Origin of the sequence: Klebsiella sp. HC6, from assembly GCF_022605325.1 — a bacterium.
Taxonomy (GTDB): Bacteria; Pseudomonadota; Gammaproteobacteria; order Enterobacterales; family Enterobacteriaceae; genus Klebsiella; species Klebsiella terrigena.
Genome location: NZ_CP093276.1, coordinates 1,216,753 through 1,232,541 on the forward strand (window position 1 = coordinate 1,216,753; position 15,789 = coordinate 1,232,541).

Annotated in this window: 14 protein-coding genes and 1 pseudogene; 13 read left to right on the forward strand and 2 right to left on the reverse strand. The window is 62.0% G+C overall.

Features of this window, described 5'->3' with window-relative positions; translation table 11 throughout:
• Positions 1 to 2 precede the first annotated feature (2 nt).
• The 8 genes from MMW58_RS05895 to hycI are packed head-to-tail and all read left to right on the forward strand — an operon-like array spanning position 3 to position 7,277.
• On the forward strand, positions 3 to 611 hold the full coding sequence (locus MMW58_RS05895; RefSeq protein WP_095098475.1) for a 4Fe-4S dicluster domain-containing protein: 609 nt from the start codon (positions 3 to 5) through the stop codon (positions 609 to 611).
• Positions 608 to 2,434 carry a formate hydrogenlyase subunit 3 gene (hycC, locus tag MMW58_RS05900; protein ID WP_241722902.1) on the forward strand — a complete coding sequence of 609 codons (1,827 nt, stop codon included), beginning with the start codon at positions 608 to 610 and terminating at the stop codon, positions 2,432 to 2,434. The genes MMW58_RS05895 and hycC overlap by 4 nt, the downstream gene beginning before the upstream one ends.
• Before the next feature lie 2 nt (positions 2,435 to 2,436).
• A complete protein-coding gene (locus tag MMW58_RS05905; RefSeq protein WP_133600359.1) occupies positions 2,437 to 3,360 on the forward strand; it encodes a respiratory chain complex I subunit 1 family protein in 924 nt (307 codons plus the stop codon).
• Positions 3,361 to 3,378: 18 nt separating this feature from the next.
• A complete protein-coding gene (gene hycE / locus MMW58_RS05910) occupies positions 3,379 to 5,088 on the forward strand; it encodes a formate hydrogenlyase subunit HycE (protein WP_133600358.1) in 1,710 nt (569 codons plus the stop codon).
• 9 nt (positions 5,089 to 5,097) lie between these two features.
• Positions 5,098 to 5,640 carry a formate hydrogenlyase complex iron-sulfur subunit gene (locus tag MMW58_RS05915; RefSeq protein ID WP_241722903.1) on the forward strand — a complete coding sequence of 181 codons (543 nt, stop codon included), beginning with the start codon at positions 5,098 to 5,100 and terminating at the stop codon, positions 5,638 to 5,640.
• A complete protein-coding gene (locus MMW58_RS05920; protein ID WP_241722904.1) occupies positions 5,640 to 6,407 on the forward strand; it encodes an NADH-quinone oxidoreductase subunit B family protein in 768 nt (255 codons plus the stop codon). The genes MMW58_RS05915 and MMW58_RS05920 overlap by 1 nt, the downstream gene beginning before the upstream one ends.
• Positions 6,404 to 6,814: a formate hydrogenlyase maturation HycH family protein gene (locus tag MMW58_RS05925; RefSeq protein WP_133600356.1), complete on the forward strand. Its 411-nt coding sequence runs from the start codon at positions 6,404 to 6,406 to the stop codon at positions 6,812 to 6,814. The genes MMW58_RS05920 and MMW58_RS05925 overlap by 4 nt, the downstream gene beginning before the upstream one ends.
• The gene (hycI, locus tag MMW58_RS05930; RefSeq protein WP_095098452.1) at positions 6,807 to 7,277 is read left to right on the forward strand and encodes a hydrogenase maturation peptidase HycI; all 471 of its coding nucleotides are present in this window, start codon (positions 6,807 to 6,809) and stop codon (positions 7,275 to 7,277) included. Before MMW58_RS05925 ends, hycI begins: the two co-directional genes overlap by 8 nt.
• Positions 7,278 to 7,321: 44 nt before the next feature.
• On the opposite strand, the gene MMW58_RS05935 is transcribed toward hycI, so the two are convergent.
• Together MMW58_RS05935 and ascF are read right to left on the reverse strand one after the other, a co-directional pair.
• A complete protein-coding gene (locus MMW58_RS05935) occupies positions 7,322 to 8,746 on the reverse strand; it encodes a 6-phospho-beta-glucosidase (RefSeq protein WP_241722905.1) in 1,425 nt (474 codons plus the stop codon).
• Positions 8,747 to 8,773: 27 nt separating this feature from the next.
• Positions 8,774 to 10,216 carry a PTS cellobiose/arbutin/salicin transporter subunit IIBC gene (gene ascF / locus MMW58_RS05940; RefSeq protein ID WP_241722906.1) on the reverse strand — a complete coding sequence of 481 codons (1,443 nt, stop codon included), beginning with the start codon at positions 10,214 to 10,216 and terminating at the stop codon, positions 8,774 to 8,776.
• A 265-nt stretch (positions 10,217 to 10,481) separates the two neighbouring features.
• Here ascF and MMW58_RS05945 point away from each other — a divergent pair, with 265 nt between their 5' ends.
• The 5 genes and pseudogenes from MMW58_RS05945 to MMW58_RS05965 form a co-directional block, all read left to right on the forward strand.
• Positions 10,482 to 11,495 carry a LacI family DNA-binding transcriptional regulator gene (locus MMW58_RS05945; protein WP_095098445.1) on the forward strand — a complete coding sequence of 338 codons (1,014 nt, stop codon included), beginning with the start codon at positions 10,482 to 10,484 and terminating at the stop codon, positions 11,493 to 11,495.
• A 134-nt stretch (positions 11,496 to 11,629) separates the two neighbouring features.
• Entirely contained in the window at positions 11,630 to 12,157 is a 528-nt protein-coding gene (hydN, locus tag MMW58_RS05950) for an electron transport protein HydN (RefSeq protein WP_095098443.1), read from the forward strand.
• 12 nt (positions 12,158 to 12,169) lie between these two features.
• Entirely contained in the window at positions 12,170 to 14,404 is a 2,235-nt protein-coding gene (gene hypF, locus MMW58_RS05955) for a carbamoyltransferase HypF (protein ID WP_241722907.1), read from the forward strand.
• Positions 14,401 to 15,414, forward strand: coding sequence for a HoxN/HupN/NixA family nickel/cobalt transporter (locus tag MMW58_RS05960; protein WP_241722908.1), 1,014 nt, complete (start codon positions 14,401 to 14,403; stop codon positions 15,412 to 15,414). The genes hypF and MMW58_RS05960 overlap by 4 nt, the downstream gene beginning before the upstream one ends.
• A 26-nt stretch (positions 15,415 to 15,440) precedes the next feature.
• Positions 15,441 to 15,675, forward strand: a pseudogene (locus tag MMW58_RS05965) (IS630 family transposase); the annotation flags it as partial.
• Positions 15,676 to 15,789: the final 114 nt, after the last annotated feature.

Consider the following 15,789-nt stretch of genomic DNA (forward strand, 5'->3'; position numbering starts at 1 on the left):
CGGTGAACCGTTTTGTAATTGCTGACTCCACCGTCTGTATCGGCTGCCGCACCTGCGAAGCCGCATGCGCTGAGACGCATCGCCAGCAGGGCCTGCAGGCGATGCCGCGACTGCAGGTCATGCGTAATGAAAAAGAATCCGCGCCGCAGATGTGCCACCACTGCGAAGACGCCCCCTGCGCCGCAGTATGCCCGGTTAACGCGATTAACCGCATCGACGGCGCGGTCCAGCTAAACGAAAGCCTGTGCGTAAGCTGCAAGCTGTGCGGCATCGCCTGCCCGTTTGGCGCGATCGAATTTTCCGGCAGCCGGCCGTTGGATATTCCGGCAAATGCGAATACGCCGATGGCGCCCGCCGCGCCGCCCGCGCCCGCCCGCGTCAGCTCGCTGCTCGACTGGGTACCGGGCGTACGCGCCATCGCGGTGAAATGCGATCTGTGCCATTTCGATGAGCAGGGACCTGCCTGCGTGCGTACCTGCCCGACAAAAGCGCTGCTGCTGGTTGATATCCGCGACATCGCCCTGGCCAGCAGGCGTAAGCGCGAGCTGACTTTTAACACCGACCTCGGCGATTTGTCGCTGTTTCAGGCGCAACAAGGGGGCGTGAAGTGAACATTATCTCTTTAGTCAATCAGGCGGTGGTTTGGTACGCCGTCAGCGCCGTGCTGGCGCTGCTCTTTAGCCTGAGAAAACCGCTAAGCGGCGCGATCGCCGGGATCGGCGGGGCGGTTGCCAGCGCGATGCTGATCGTCGCCGGGATGGTGACGCTGCTGATGCCGGGTCGGGTGAGCACCGGCGTGCTGCAGATGATCTCGCTGCCCGTGCGGGTTAGCGGGGTTAACGCCCTGTGGCTGCTGGCCATCGGCCTCTCGGCATTACCGATTTCGCTATTTAATATCTCCTGGCACCGCCATCCGCAGGTAAAAGCTAACGGTCTGCTGGTCAACCTGCTGCTGGCGGCCGCCACCTGCGCCGTCGTGACGACCAGCTTTGGCAGCCTGGTGGTGATGGCGGAAATTATGGCCCTGTGCGGAGCCTTCCTTACCGGCTGCGCCCAGTCCGGCAAACTGTGGTTTGCGCTGGGCCGCTTCGGCACGCTGCTGCTGGCGTGGAGCTGCTGGCTGGTGTGGTCGTTTTACGGCACGCTCGATCTGACGCAGATTAGCCTGCTGGCCGCCGGAGCCCCGCAGCAGATGCTGCTGTGGCTCCCGGCGCTGGTCGGTTTTGCGCTGCTGGCGGGGATTATTCCGCTGCACGGCTGGGCGCCGCAGGCCCATGCCGGCGCCGGCGCGCCGGCCGCCGCGCTGTTCTCCACGGTGGTGATGAAGGTTGGCCTGTTCGGCATCCTGACGGTCTCCCTTGCCGGCGGCGTACCGCCGCTGTGGTGGGGCGTACTGCTGCTGGTGCTGGGGATGATCACCGCGTTTATCGGCGGGCTCTACGCGCTGATGGAGCACAATATCCAGCGCCTGCTGGCGTACCACACTCTGGAAAATATCGGCATCATCCTGCTGGGCCTCGGCGCGTTTGTCACCGGCGTGGCCCTCGATAACGCCAGCCTGATGGTGCTGGGATTTATCGGCGGGATGTATCACCTGATCAACCACAGTCTGTTTAAAACCACGCTGTTCCTTGGCGCCGGGGCGGTGTGGTTCCGCACCGGCCATCGCGATATCGAAAAGCTGGGCGGTATCGGCAAAAGAATGCCGCTGATTTCGCTCTCTATGCTGGTTGGCCTGATGGCTATGGCGGCGCTGCCGCCGCTGAACGGCTTTGCCGGCGAGTGGGTTATCTATCAGTCGTTCTTTAGGCTCAGCACCGGCGAGGCGTTTATCGGCCGCCTGCTCGGGCCGCTGCTGGCGGTAGGCCTGGCGATTACCGGCGCCCTGGCGGTGATGTGCATGGCTAAAGTCTACGGCGTCACCTTCCTCGGCGCGCCGCGGAGCCAGCAGGCGGAAAACGCCACCAGCGCCCCGTGGCTGATGACCTTCAGCGTGGTGTTTTCCGCGCTCTGCTGCGTGATTGGCGGCGTGGCAGCTCCGTGGCTTCTGCCGCTGGTGAGCGGCGTGGTCCCGGCCCAGGCTCAGGTATCGAGCGTGGTGTCGCAGCCGCTGATTGCCATTCTGCTGATCGCCTGTCCGCTGCTGCCGCTGCTGCTGATGATTTTCTACAAAGGCGACCGCCTGCCCGCGCGCTCCCGCGGCGCGGCCTGGGTCTGCGGCTACGACCATGAAAAATCGATGGTAGTGACCGCCCACGGCTTCGCGATGCCGGTCAAAGAGGCCTTTGCTCCGCTGCTCAAACTGCGCCACTGGCTGAACCCGGTACGCCTGATCCCCGGCTGGCAGAACGGCTCCGCGCCCGCGCTGCTGCGCAGCGTTGCGCTGATTGAGCTGGCGGTGCTGGTCGTTATTGTCATTTCACGAGGAGCCTGAAAATGAGCGTATTCGTTGCATTGTTGCAGGCGCTGGCGCTGTTTGCCGCCGCGCCGCTGCTGTCCGGCATCACCCGCGTCGCCCGCGCCCGTCTGCATAACCGCCGCGGGCCGGGCGTGCTGCAGGAGTATCGGGACATTATCAAGCTGCTGGGGCGCCAGAGTATCGGCCCCGACGCCTCCGGCTGGGTATTCCGCCTGATGCCGTACGTGATGGTCGGCGTGATGCTGACCATCGCCACCGCGCTGCCGGTGGTTACCGTTGACTCGCCGATGGCGGGGCTGGGCGACCTGATTACGCTGATCTATCTCTTCGCCATCGCCCGCTTCTTCTTTGCGATCGCCGGTCTGGATACCGGCAGCCCGTTTACCGCCATCGGCGCCAGCCGCGAAGCGATGCTCGGCGTGCTGGTTGAGCCGATTCTGCTGCTGGGACTGTGGGTGGCGGCGCAGGTTGCCGGCTCGACCCATATCAGCAGCATCACCGACACCATCTACCACTGGCCCGCCGCGCGCAGCATTCCGCTGATCCTCGCGCTGGCCGCCTGCGCTTTTGCCACCTTTATCGAAATGGGCAAGCTGCCGTTCGACCTCGCGGAGGCGGAGCAGGAGCTGCAGGAGGGGCCGCTGACCGAATACAGCGGCAGCGGTTTCGCGGTGCTGAAATGGGGGATTAGCCTCAAGCAGCTGGTGGTCCTGCAGATGTTTGTCGGCGTGTTTATGCCGTGGGGGCAGATGACCAGCTTTAGCGTCGGTGGGCTGCTGCTGGCGCTGGTGGTCGCCGTCGTCAAGCTGGTGGCCGGCGTCCTGATTATTGCCCTGTTTGAAAACAGCATGGCGCGCCTGCGCTTTTGTGCCACGTCCCGCGTTACCTGGGCCGGTTTTGGCTTTGCCTTTTTAGCCTTCGTCTCCTTGCTGGCGGCGTGATTTAAGAGAGTTTTATATATGAACGAAGAAAAACCGGGTCAACGCTATCTCGCCGCGCTGCATCAGACCTTCCCGGGCGTGGTGCTGGACGAGGCCTGGCAGACCAACGATCAGCTCACCGTCACGGTGAAGATCAACTATCTCCCGGAAGTGGTGGAGTTTCTCTACTACCAGCAGGGCGGCTGGCTGTCGGTGCTGTTCGGTAACGACGAACGCAAGCTCAACGGCCACTATGCCGTTTACTACGTGCTGTCGATGGAGCAGGGGACGAAGTGCTGGATAACCGTGCGCGTGGAAGTGGACGCCAATAAGCCGGAATATCCGTCGGTGACGCCGCGGGTGCCCGCTGCGGTATGGGGCGAGCGCGAAGTGCGCGATATGTACGGCCTGCTGCCGGTTGGCCTGCCGGATGAGCGCCGTCTGGTGCTGCCGGACGACTGGCCGGACGAACTCTATCCGCTGCGCAAAGACAGCATGGATTACCGTCAGCGTCCGGCGCCGACCACCGATGCGGAAACCTACGAGTTCATTAACGAGCTGGGCAGTAAGAAAAACAACGTGGTGCCGATTGGCCCGCTGCACGTCACCTCCGATGAACCCGGCCATTTCCGCCTGTTCGTTGACGGGGAGAATATTATCGACGCCGACTACCGTCTGTTCTACGTCCATCGCGGGATGGAGAAACTGGCGGAAACCCGGATGGGCTACAACGAAGTGACCTTCCTCTCCGATCGGGTGTGCGGCATCTGCGGCTTTGCCCACAGCACCGCCTATACCACCTCCGTAGAAAACGCGATGGGCATCGTGGTGCCGGAACGCGCGCAGATGATCCGCGCCATTCTGCTGGAGGTGGAGCGTCTGCATTCGCATCTGCTCAACCTCGGCCTCGCCTGCCACTTTACCGGCTTTGACTCCGGCTTCATGCAGTTCTTCCGCGTGCGCGAGACGTCGATGAAGATGGCGGAGATCCTCACCGGGGCGCGTAAAACCTACGGCCTGAACCTGATTGGCGGCATCCGTCGCGACCTGCTGAAAGAGGATATGATCCAGACCCGCCAGCTGGCGCAGCAGATGCGCCGCGACGTGCAGGAGCTGGTGGAGATGCTGCTCAGCACGCCGAACATGGCGCAGCGTACCGTCGGCATTGGCCGTCTCGATCCGCAAATCGCCCGCGACTTCAGCAACGTTGGCCCGATGGTGCGCGCCAGCGGCCACGCGCGCGATACCCGCGCCGACCATCCGTTTGTCGGCTACGGCCTGCTGCCGATGGAAGTGCACAGCGAGCAGGGCTGCGACGTGATTTCGCGCCTGAAGGTGCGCATCAACGAGGTCTACACCGCGCTAAATATGATCGACTTCGGCCTCGACAATCTGCCGGGCGGCCCGCTGATGGTGGACGGCTTCACCTATATTCCTCATCGTTTTGCGCTGGGCTTCTCGGAAGCGCCGCGCGGGGATGATATCCACTGGAGCATGACCGGTGACAATCAGAAGCTCTACCGCTGGCGCTGCCGGGCGGCGACCTACGCCAACTGGCCGACCCTGCGCTATATGCTGCGCGGCAATACCGTTTCCGATGCGCCGCTGATTATCGGCAGCCTCGATCCCTGCTACTCCTGTACCGACCGAATGACCGTGGTCGACGTGCGGAAGAAGAAAAGCAAAGTGGTGCCGTACAAAGAGCTGGAGCGCTACAGCATCGAGCGTAAAAACTCGCCGCTGAAATAAGGAGCCGCCATGTTTACCTTTATTAAAAAAGTTATTAATACCGGCACCGCGACGCACGCCTATCCGCTGGAGCCGATGCCGGTGGATAAAAACTTCCGCGGCAAGCCGGAACACACTCCCCAGCAGTGCATCGGCTGCGCGGCCTGCGTTAATGCCTGCCCGTCGAATGCCCTGACGGTGGAGACTGACCTCGCCGCTAACCAGCTGGCGTGGCAGTTCAACCTCGGGCGCTGCATCTTTTGCGGCCGCTGCGAAGAGGTGTGCCCGACGGCGGCGATTAAGCTCTCGCAGGAGTACGAGCTGGCGGTGTGGAAGAAAGAGGATTTCCTCCAGCAGTCGCGCTTTGATATGTGCCACTGCCGGGCGTGCGCGCGTCCCTTCGCCGTGCAGAAAGAGATCGATTACGCCATCGCGCTGCTGGAGCACAACGGCGATACCCGCGCCGGGATGCGCCGCGAAAGCTTCGAAACCTGCCCCGAGTGCAAGCGCCAGAAGTGTCTGGTGCCGTCCGATCGTATTGAACTGACTCGCCATATGAGAGAGGCCAGCTGATGAGTAATTTACTGGGCCCGCGCGATGAAAACGGTATTCCTGTGCCGATGACGGTAGACGAGTCTATCGCCAGCATGAAGGCATCGCTGCTGAAGAATATTAAGCGTTCCGCCTACGTGTACCGCGTGGACTGCGGCGGCTGCAACGGCTGCGAGATTGAGATTTTCGCCACGCTTTCGCCGCTGTTTGACGCCGAACGCTTTGGAATAAAGGTCGTTCCGTCGCCGCGTCACGCCGATATCCTGCTGTTCACCGGGGCGGTGACCCGCGCCATGCGCTCACCGGCGCTGCGCGCCTGGCACTCCGCGCCGGACCCGAAAATCTGTATCTCCTACGGCGCCTGCGGCAACAGCGGCGGCATCTTCCACGATCTGTACTGCGTATGGGGCGGCACCGATAAAATTGTGCCGGTCGACGTTTATATTCCCGGCTGCCCGCCGACGCCAGCCGCGACGCTGTACGGTTTTGCGATGGCGCTGGGCCTGCTGGAGCAGAAAATTCATGCCCGTCTGCCGGGCGAGCAGGATGATAAGGCGGCGGAAATTCTGCATCCGAATATGGTCCAGCCGCTGCGGGTGCGCGTCGACCGCGAAGCGCGCCGCCTGGCGGGCTATCGCTACGGTCGGCAGATTGCCGATGACTATATGCGCCTGCTCGGTCAGGGCGACAGCCAGGTCGTGCGCTGGCTGGAGGCGGAAAAAGATCCGCGTCTGACCGAGATCGTTACCCATCTCAATCAGGTGGTTGAGGAGGCGCGCATCCGATGAGTGAAACGGTGGTGTTCAGCCAGCTGAGCCGTAAATTTATTGATGAGAACGACGCCACGCCTGACCAGGCGCAGCAGGTTGTCTATTACAGCCTGGCGATTGGTCACCATCTTGGGGTTATCGACTGTCTGGAAACGGCGCTGAGCTGTCCGTGGGACCAGTACCTGGCGTGGATTGCGACCCTTGAAGCGGGCAGCACCGCCCGGCGTAAAATGGAAGGCGTGCCGAAATATGGCGAAATCGTTATCGACAGCAATCACGTGACGATGCTGGCCAACGCCTTTGATAACGCGCAGGTTGCGCAGACGCCGCAGCAGCAGGCGTGGAGCAGGCTGATGCTCAGCATGCTGCATGATATTCACCAGGAAAGCGCCATCTATCTGATGGTGAGGAGACTCCGTGACTGACGTTTTACTCTGCGTGGGCAACAGCATGATGGGCGACGACGGCGCGGGTCCGCTGCTGGCGGAAACGTGCGCGGCAAACCCGACGGGCCGCTGGGTGGTCATTGACGGCGGCAGCGCCCCGGAAAACGACATCGTCGCGATCCGCGAGCTGCGCCCCGATCGCCTGCTGATCGTCGACGCGACCGACATGGGGCTCAGTCCCGGCGCGATCCGCATCGTCGATCCTGACGATATCGCCGAAATGTTTATGATGACCACCCACAATATGCCGCTCAACTATCTGATCGATCAGCTGAAAGAGGACGTCGGCGAGGTGATTTTCTTAGGCATTCAGCCGGATATCGTCGGCTTCTACTATCCGATGACCCAGCCGATTAAAGACGCGGTGGCCGAGGTTTACCGGCGGCTGAACGGCTGGCAGGGCCTCGGCGGGTTTGCTCCGCTGGAAGCGGTGGCGGAGTGAGGTTTCCCCGGAGAGGCGTCAGCGCCGCTATCCGGGGATTGCCGTTACGCCAGGTCTTCGCCGTTGCTGGCAATGACCTTTTTATACCACCAGAACGACTTCTTGCGCTTACGGTCGAGAGTGCCGTTGCCGGCGTCATCGCGGTCAACGTAGATGAAGCCGTAGCGTTTGCTCATCTCGCCGGTGGAGGCGGCCACCAGGTCAATGCAGCCCCAGCTGGTATAGCCCATCACCGGAATACCGTCTTCGATAGCGTCGCCCATCGCTTTGATGTGCTCGCGCAGATAGCTGATGCGATAGTCGTCGTTAATCTCGCCGTTGGCGTCGATTTCGTCCCGCGCCCCGAGGCCGTTTTCCACGAGGAACAGCGGCTTCTGGTAGCGGTCATACATCATATTCATGGTGATGCGCAGGCCGAGGGGGTCGATTCCCCAGCCCCATTCGCTGGCCTGAATATGCGGATTTTTTAACGACTTCACGATATTGGCCGCGTTGGTGTTGCTGGCGTTCATCTCCGCCGAGGCGCAGCGCGAGGCGTAGTAGCTGAAGGAGACAAAATCGACGGTGTTGCGCAGGATCTCGTCGTCGCCCGGCTGTTTGACAATCGTCACGCCCTTCTCGCGGAGCACCCGCGCCGCCCATACCGGCCAGGCGCCGCGCGCCTGCACGTCGATGAAGAGCAGGTTTTCGCGATCTTTTTCCAGCGCCATCCACACATCTTCCGGCTTGCAGGAGTAAGGATAGAAGTTGCCGCCCGCCAGCATGCAGCCAACCTGATTTTGCGCGTTCACCTCGTGGGCGATTTTGGTCACCTGGGCGCTGGCAATCAGCTCATGGTGCGCGGCCTGGTACTTCACCTGCTCCTGATTCTCGCCCTCTTCGAACGCCAGGCCGGCGCCGGAGTAGGGACTATGGAGCATGATGTTGATTTCGTTAAAGGTCAGCCAGTATTTCACCAGCCCGTCAAAGGCTTCAAAGCAGGTGCGGGCGTAGTGGGTAAAGAATCCCACCATTTTGCGATTGCGCCAGGAGCCGTATTCGGTCACCAGATGCATCGGCACGTCGAAGTGGCACAGGGTCACCAGCGGCTCGATATTGTGTTTTTTACACTCTTCAAACAGCGAACGGTAGAAGGCGATCCCCTGCACATTCGGCTCCTGCTCGTCGCCGTTCGGGAACAGGCGGCTCCAGGAGATGGAAGTGCGAAATACGCTAAAGCCCATCTCCGCCATCAGGGAGATGTCTTCTTTATAGCGATGATAAAAGTCTATCGCTTCATGGCTTGGGTAGAACTCATCGTCACGCAGCTGAAAGCGTTTTTCCAGCCCCAGCTTGACCGGCAGGCGCCTGGCGCCGTGGGGAAGGGTATCGACGGTGGTCAGCCCTTTGCCGCCCTCCAGATATGCCCCTTCAGCCTGGTTGGCGGCCAGTGCGCCGCCCCATAAAAATCCGTGTGGAAAAGTCGCCATGCGTTACCTCTGTGTCAAAAATTATGTTCAGGCGTGCGATGCTTTGGCCGTCGCCTGGCGCTGTCGGGCATCGGCGGCGGCATTTTCCACCGGGATATCCTCAAAGCCGAGCAGCAGGGTCAGAACAAACGACAGCACCACCGCCAGCGCCATTACGCCGAAGACCCAGACGAGAGTCATGGGATTCGCCGGATCGAAGAACTGGACGCTGGTAAACAGGCCCGGCGCCGCCATGGAGTGGCTGGCAAGCCCGGCGATGCCGGCGACCGCGCCGCAGATAAAGCCGCTGATCAGGCTGGCGATCAGCGGGCGCTTGAGCCGTATCGCGACCCCGTACAGCGCCGGTTCGGAGATCCCGGCGAGAATAGCCGACGCGGCCGCCGCCAGCGCCGTCTGGCGCAGCTCCGGGTTTTTCGTTTTCCACGCCACCGCCAGCGAAGAGCCGCCCAGCGACAGGTTGGCGCCGATTTCCGACGGCATCACCATGCCCTCTTTGCCGGTTTCGGCAATGGTCTGAATGATCGTCGGCGTAAAGACGCGGTGCATCCCGGTCATCACCAGCAGCGGCCACAGGGCGCCCATAATCGCCACCGATAGCCAGCCCAGATAGTGATGAATGGTGTACACCAGCGTCGAGATGGCGCTACCGATCCAGATCCCGAGCGGGCCGATCAGCAGAATGGCCAGCGGCGCGGCGATCAGCACGATCAGCATCGGCTTGAGGAAGTTTTTCGTCACCGCCGGAGTGATTCTGTCGACCCAGCGCTCGATATAAGAGAGGCACCAGGTCATCACCAGCGCCGGGATCACGGTGTAGGTATATTTCACCGCGGTGACCGGAATAAAGGCGAACTCGACGTGCTCGCCCTGAGCGGCTTTGGCCATCAGCTCAATAAAGCTCGGATGCACCAGCACCCCGGCGAGGGCAATCGCCAGCGACATATTGGTTTTGAATTTTACCGCCGCAGAGGCGGCGACCATCAGCGGCAGGAAGAAGAATGCGCCGTCGCCGATCGTTGTCAGAATGGTGAGCGTCGGCGCGCCTTTCGCCAGGAGGCCGCTCATCTCGAGGATCATCGCCAGCAGCTTGACCATCGATCCGCCGATAATCGCCGGGATCAGCGGCGACATGGTGCCGATCAGCGCATCGAGGATCCCGGCGCCAACTCGCCTGAAGGTCAGCGGCGGTTTGCCCACGGGCTCCGCCGGGCGCATATCGCCCGGCAGCAGGCCAACGACTTCGCGATAGGCCTGGGAGACGGTATTGCCGACGATCACCTGGCACTGGTTATCGCTCCGCACGACGCCAAGTACGCCTTTCAGCCCTTTTAGGGTCGCGCTATCCACCTGCTCGTTGTCTTTGACCACGAAACGAAGGCGGGTCATGCAGTGGGTGACGGCGGTGACGTTTTCAACGCCGCCAATCGTCGAGACGATCTGCTGTGCCAGGGCTGCATAATTTTTAGACATCGGATTTTATCCTGTTTATCAATGGGGTACTGGCTTTTCACCGCGCCGTAAAGCTGCGTGGCGTCGTGCATATGTAGGAAACCGGTTCCACAAAATCATGATGAGTTTCATCGATTCATACAAGATCTAAAAAAATCAGTTTTCAAATTTGTGATTTTGATCGCTTTGTCGCGAAGAGGGAAAACAGGCCGTCAGCAACGTGAAGGCTGTAAAACGGCAGGGCGTGCAGTACACTGCGAGCATCTTTTGCAACAGGAAGAACAACATGGCAACGATGCTGGAGGTCGCTAAGCGCGCAGGGGTGTCGAAGGCGACGGTTTCGCGGGTGCTATCGGGCAACGGCTACGTCAGCCAGGAGACGAAAGATCGCGTGTTCCAGGCCGTTGCTGAAAGCGGCTACCGGCCGAATCTGCTGGCGCGCAACCTGGCCACCAAAAAGAGCCAGACCCTGGGGCTGGTCGTCACCAATACCCTCTATCACGGGGTTTACTTCAGCGAGCTGCTGTTTCAGGTGGCGCGGATGACCGAAGACAAGGGGCGTCAGCTGATTCTGGCCGACGGCAAGCACAGCGCCGACGAAGAGCGCGAGGCGATTCAGTACCTGCTAGACCTGCGCTGCGACGCGATTATTATTTACCCGCGCTTTCTTAGCGTCGATGAAATGGACGAGATCGTCGAGCAGCACGACCGGCCAATCATGGTGCTTAACCGCCGCCTGCGGCGCAACGCCAGCCACTGCGTCTGGTCCGATCAAAAAGCCTCGGCCTTTGCCGCGGTACAGCAGCTCATCGCCCGCGGCCACCGTGAGATTGCGTTTATCACCGGCTCGCTGGATTCACCTACCGGCATCGAACGTCTCGCCGGCTACAAAGATGCGCTGGCTCAGCACGACATTCCGCTCAATGAAGGGCTGATCGTTAAGGGAAAATGGACGCCGGAAACCGGTGCGGCCGGGGTTGAGACGTTGCGCCAGCGCAACGCCGGCTACAGCGCGCTGGTGGCGAGCAACGACGATATGGCGATTGGCGCGATGAAGCAGCTGCATCTGCACGGCGTGAAGGTGCCGGAGCAGGTCTCGGTGATTGGCTTCGATGATATCGTGCTGGCGCCCTATATGATCCCGGCGCTTTCCAGCGTCAAAATCCCGGTGACGGAGATGATCAAAGAGAGCATTAACCGGCTGATTTTCATGCTCGACGGCGGTGATTTAAAATTCCAGCAAACGTTCCCCGGCGAGCTGATTGAGCGCGATTCTCTTGGCGCAGGCCCCGGCGCCTGAGATCGTCACCTGTCATCGTCAGATGTGACGATGACAGAAATCACCCGATTAATTACCTTTACTATCAATTAGATAATAATTGGAACGTATTATGCATACTCCGGCGCGTAACCTTCTTACTGCTGGAGAAATGGATGAACCGTTTCATTATTGCCGACGCGAGCAAATGCATCGGCTGTCGTACCTGCGAAGTGGCCTGCGTGGTCTCTCATCAGGCCAATCAGGACTGCGCCGCGCTGACGCCAAAATCCTTTTTACCGCGTATCCATGTCATCAAGGGTGTCAACGTGTCGACGGCCACCGCCTGTCGTCAGTGTGAAGACGCGCCCTGCGCTAACGTCTGCCCGAACGGGGCCATCAGCCGCGATAAGGGCTTTGTCCACGTGATGCAGGAGCGCTGCATCGGCTGCAAAACCTGCGTGGTAGCCTGCCCGTATGGGGCGATGGAGGTGGTGGTGCGTCCGGTGATCCGCCATAGCGGCGCGGGCCTGAACGTGACGGCGGAAAAGGCCGAAGCCAATAAATGCGACCTTTGCCATCATCGCGAAGAGGGGCCCGCCTGTATGGACGCCTGCCCGACGCACGCGCTTATCTGCGTTGACCGCAATAAGCTTGAGCAGATGAACATTGAAAAACGTCGCCGTACGGCGCTGGCCTGGTAGGGCGATAGCGGCATGAACGGGGTGGAAATCCGCATCCGCGGTAAGGTGCAGGGGGTGGGATTTCGCCCCTTCGTCTGGCAGCTGGCGCAGCGCCTGGGACTCTTCGGCGACGTGTGCAACGACGGCGACGGCGTGCTGGTTCGCCTGCTGGGCGACGAGGCGGAGTTTGTCGCCGCGCTGGCCCGCCGCTGCCCGCCGCTGGCGCGTATCGATAGCGCGCAGGCCTCACCCTTTGCCTGGGAAGCCCTGCCGGAGGCGTTCACCATCCGCCGGAGCGGAGGCGGAACCATGCGCACGCAGATCGTTCCCGATGCTGCCACCTGTCCGGCGTGCCTGGCGGAAATGAACGATCCGCGGGAGCGCCGCTACCGCTATCCGTTTATCAACTGCACCCACTGCGGACCGCGCTTTACCATTATTCGCGCCATGCCCTACGACCGCCCGTTTACCGCGATGGCGCCGTTCCCGCTGTGCCCGTCCTGCGAAGCCGAATACCGCAATCCGGCCGACAGGCGCTTTCATGCCCAGCCGGTGGCCTGCGAATCGTGCGGGCCACGGCTTGAGTGGCGCTGCGGGGAGGAAAGATGCTACGGCGAGGCGGCGCTGCGGGCGGCAACAGACCGGCTTGCTGCCGGGCAGATTGTGGCGATTAAAGGGCTTGGCGGCTTCCATCTCGCCTGCGACGCCGGGAACCCACGCGCCGTGGCGATCCTGCGCCAGCGCAAGCATCGCCCGGCTAAGCCGCTGGCGGTGATGCTGCCGACGGCGGAGGGACTGCCGGCCGAGGCGCTGGCGCTGCTGTCGTCGCCCGCTGCGCCGGTGGTGCTGGTGGATAAAACGCGGATCGACGGCCTGTGCGACGATATCGCGCCGGGGCTGGCGGAGGCGGGCGTCATGCTGGCGTCGAACCCGCTCCAGCACCTGGTGCTGCAGGCGCTGGCGCGCCCGGTGGTGATGACTTCGGGCAATCTCAGCGGGCGCCCTCCGGCGCTGACTAACGAGCGGGCGCTGGCGGATTTGGCCGGGATTGCCGACGGATTTTTGCTGCATAACCGCGATATCGTGCAGAGGATGGATGATTCCGTGGTGCGGCAGAGCGGGGAGATGCTACGCCGTTCGCGCGGCTACGTGCCGGATGCGCTGCCGCTGCCGCCGGGGTTTCACGACGTCCCGCCGCTGCTGTGCCTCGGGGCGGATATGAAAAATACCTTCTGCCTGGCGCGCGGCGATGAAGCGGTGCTGAGCCAGCATTTTGGCGACCTCGGCGATGAGGGCGTGGAGGCGCAGTGGCGCGAGGCTCTGCGCCTGATGCAGGAGATTTACGCCTTCACCCCGCAGGGGATCGTGACCGATGCGCATCCGGGCTATCGTTCGACGCGGTGGGCGGCGTCGATGGCGCTGCCGATCGAGCGGGTGCTGCATCACCACGCCCATGCCGCCGCCTGTCTGGCGGAGCACGGCTGGCCGCTGGACGGCGGGGACGTCATCGCCCTGGTGCTGGACGGCATCGGCATGGGGGAGGGCGGCGCGCTGTGGGGCGGCGAATGCCTGCGGGTGAATTACCGCCAGTGTGAACATCTGGCGGGCCTGCCGGCGGTGGCGCTCCCCGGCGGCGATCTGGCGGCGCGCCAGCCGTGGCGCAACCTGCTGGCCCACTGTCTGGCCTTTGTGCCGGACTGGCAAAACTATCCTGAAACCAAGGTTCTGCTCCGGCAGGCGTGGCCGCTGGTCGCCCGCGCCGTCGAGCGGGAAATTAACGCGCCGAAAGCCACCTCCTGCGGGCGGCTGTTCGATGCCGTGGCCTGCGCGCTGGGCTGCGCGCCGACCACGCTGAGCTACGAAGGGGAAGCGGCCTGCCGGCTGGAGGCGCTGGCGGCGACCTGCGCCGGTATCGATCATCCGGTTAGCCTGCCGTGGCGCGACGGTCGGCTGGATCTCGCCACCTTCTGGCGCCGGTGGCTAGGCTGGCAGGCGCAGCCGGCGCACAAGGCCTGGGCCTTTCACGACGCGCTGGCCCGCGGTCTGTCGGCAATGGCGCGCGACCATGCCGTCAGGCGCGGCATCTCTACGCTGGTGTTTAGCGGCGGGGTGCTGCACAACCGGCTGCTGGTTTGCCGATTGACGTTTTATCTGGCGGATTTTACTCTGCTGTTTCCGCATCAGCTGCCTGCCGGTGATGGAGCGATAGCGTTTGGTCAGGCGGCGGTCGCCGCCGCCCGCCGGCAGGCCCACAGGATTCCATCATGATAGTGACGATTTTACGCCAGCAGCCGCGCGCCGCGGCGCTGGTGCTGGGGCTTATTGTGGCCAACCTGGTCGCCTGGGTCTGGGCGTGGCAGGCCTTTGGCGACAGCGGCGCGCTGATGGCCGCCAGCCTGCTGGCCTGGGGATACGGCCTGCGCCATGCGGTCGATGCCGATCATATTGCGGCGATTGATAGCGTGACGCGCAAGATGATGCAGCAGGGGCGGCGCCCGTTCGGCGTTGGCGCCTGGTTCTCGCTGGGGCACTCGTCGATTGTGGTGCTGGCCTCCGCCGCCATTGCCGCCACCGCGACGGCGTTCGGTCAGCAAATGAGCTGGTTTCACGATACCGGCAGCGCGATCGGCACCGCCGTTTCGGCGCTGTTTCTGCTGCTGATGGCCTTTATCAATCTGCTTATTCTGCGCAGCGTCTGGCGCAGCTTTCAGGCGTGGAAACGGGGGGAGAAGGTGAGCGATGAGGCGGCGACGGGAGGCGGGATGATGAGCTGGCTGTTCGGCAAAACCTTCCGCCTGATTAGCCACAGCTGGCAGATGTACCTGGTCGGCTTTCTGTTTGGCCTCGGTTTTGATACCGCGACCGAGATTGGCGTGCTGGGCATCTCCGCCGCCAGCGCCTCAAGCGGCATCTCTATCTGGTCGATTATGGTCTTCCCGGCGCTGTTTGCCAGCGGCATGGCGCTGGTGGATACCCTCGATAACGTGCTGATGGTCGGCGCCTACGGCTGGGCGTTCAGCAAGCCGCAGCGCAAGCTCTATTACAATATGACCATTACCGGGACTTCGGTGGTGGTGGCGCTGTTTATCGGCGGCATGGAGGCGCTGGGCCTGCTGATGGATAAATTTGCGCTCAGCGGCGGGCCGTGGCGCTGGGTGGGGGCGCTGAACGATAATCTTGGCAACGCCGGCTTCGTGGTTATCGGGCTGTTTGTCGCCTGCTGGGTGCTGTCGGTGATTAACTATCGCTGGCGCGGATACGATAATCTGGCGCAGTAGGTCGGGGATCTCGTCCCGGCTTGCGCATTATTCACCAGAGTCGGGAAACGCAGCGCTGGCTGACGCATAGCCCGAAGTTCGGGTTATTTATCAGCCGGTCTATTCGCCAATCATGTTGAACGCCTGTGGCAGGCATGACATGACGCTATCACCCGAAACCATCAGTGTCGCTCAATGTGACAACGGTTGAAAAAGGTTCGCCGCTTTATGAAAACGGTCAGTCCATTCCCCGGTGGTCAATACGGTCTGGCAAAAGTTTAGCGCTATCAGGCGCAGCTATTTAGGTGAGCGCAAAGCCCGTAAATTACCCCCCTTCAGATCCTGATTGGTCTTTATAACAACCCCGGCCGCCTGAGCCGGGATTTTACCTTAAGG

Bases quoted from the DNA above. Each gene is read 5' to 3' on its own strand.
- MMW58_RS05905 (WP_133600359.1), top strand. From the start codon at position 2,437: ATGAGCGTATTCGTTGCATTGTTGCAGGCGCTGGCGCTGTTTGCCGCC.
- MMW58_RS05935 (WP_241722905.1), bottom strand. From the start codon at position 8,746: ATGGCGACTTTTCCACACGGATTTTTATGGGGCGGCGCACTGGCCGCC.
- MMW58_RS05945 (WP_095098445.1), top strand. From the start codon at position 10,482: ATGGCAACGATGCTGGAGGTCGCTAAGCGCGCAGGGGTGTCGAAGGCG.
- MMW58_RS05915 (WP_241722903.1), top strand. From the start codon at position 5,098: ATGTTTACCTTTATTAAAAAAGTTATTAATACCGGCACCGCGACGCAC.
- ascF (WP_241722906.1), bottom strand. From the start codon at position 10,216: ATGTCTAAAAATTATGCAGCCCTGGCACAGCAGATCGTCTCGACGATT.
- MMW58_RS05960 (WP_241722908.1), top strand. From the start codon at position 14,401: ATGATAGTGACGATTTTACGCCAGCAGCCGCGCGCCGCGGCGCTGGTG.
- hycE (WP_133600358.1), top strand. From the start codon at position 3,379: ATGAACGAAGAAAAACCGGGTCAACGCTATCTCGCCGCGCTGCATCAG.
- hydN (WP_095098443.1), top strand. From the start codon at position 11,630: ATGAACCGTTTCATTATTGCCGACGCGAGCAAATGCATCGGCTGTCGT.
- MMW58_RS05920 (WP_241722904.1), top strand. From the start codon at position 5,640: ATGAGTAATTTACTGGGCCCGCGCGATGAAAACGGTATTCCTGTGCCG.
- hypF (WP_241722907.1), top strand. From the start codon at position 12,170: ATGAACGGGGTGGAAATCCGCATCCGCGGTAAGGTGCAGGGGGTGGGA.
- MMW58_RS05925 (WP_133600356.1), top strand. From the start codon at position 6,404: ATGAGTGAAACGGTGGTGTTCAGCCAGCTGAGCCGTAAATTTATTGAT.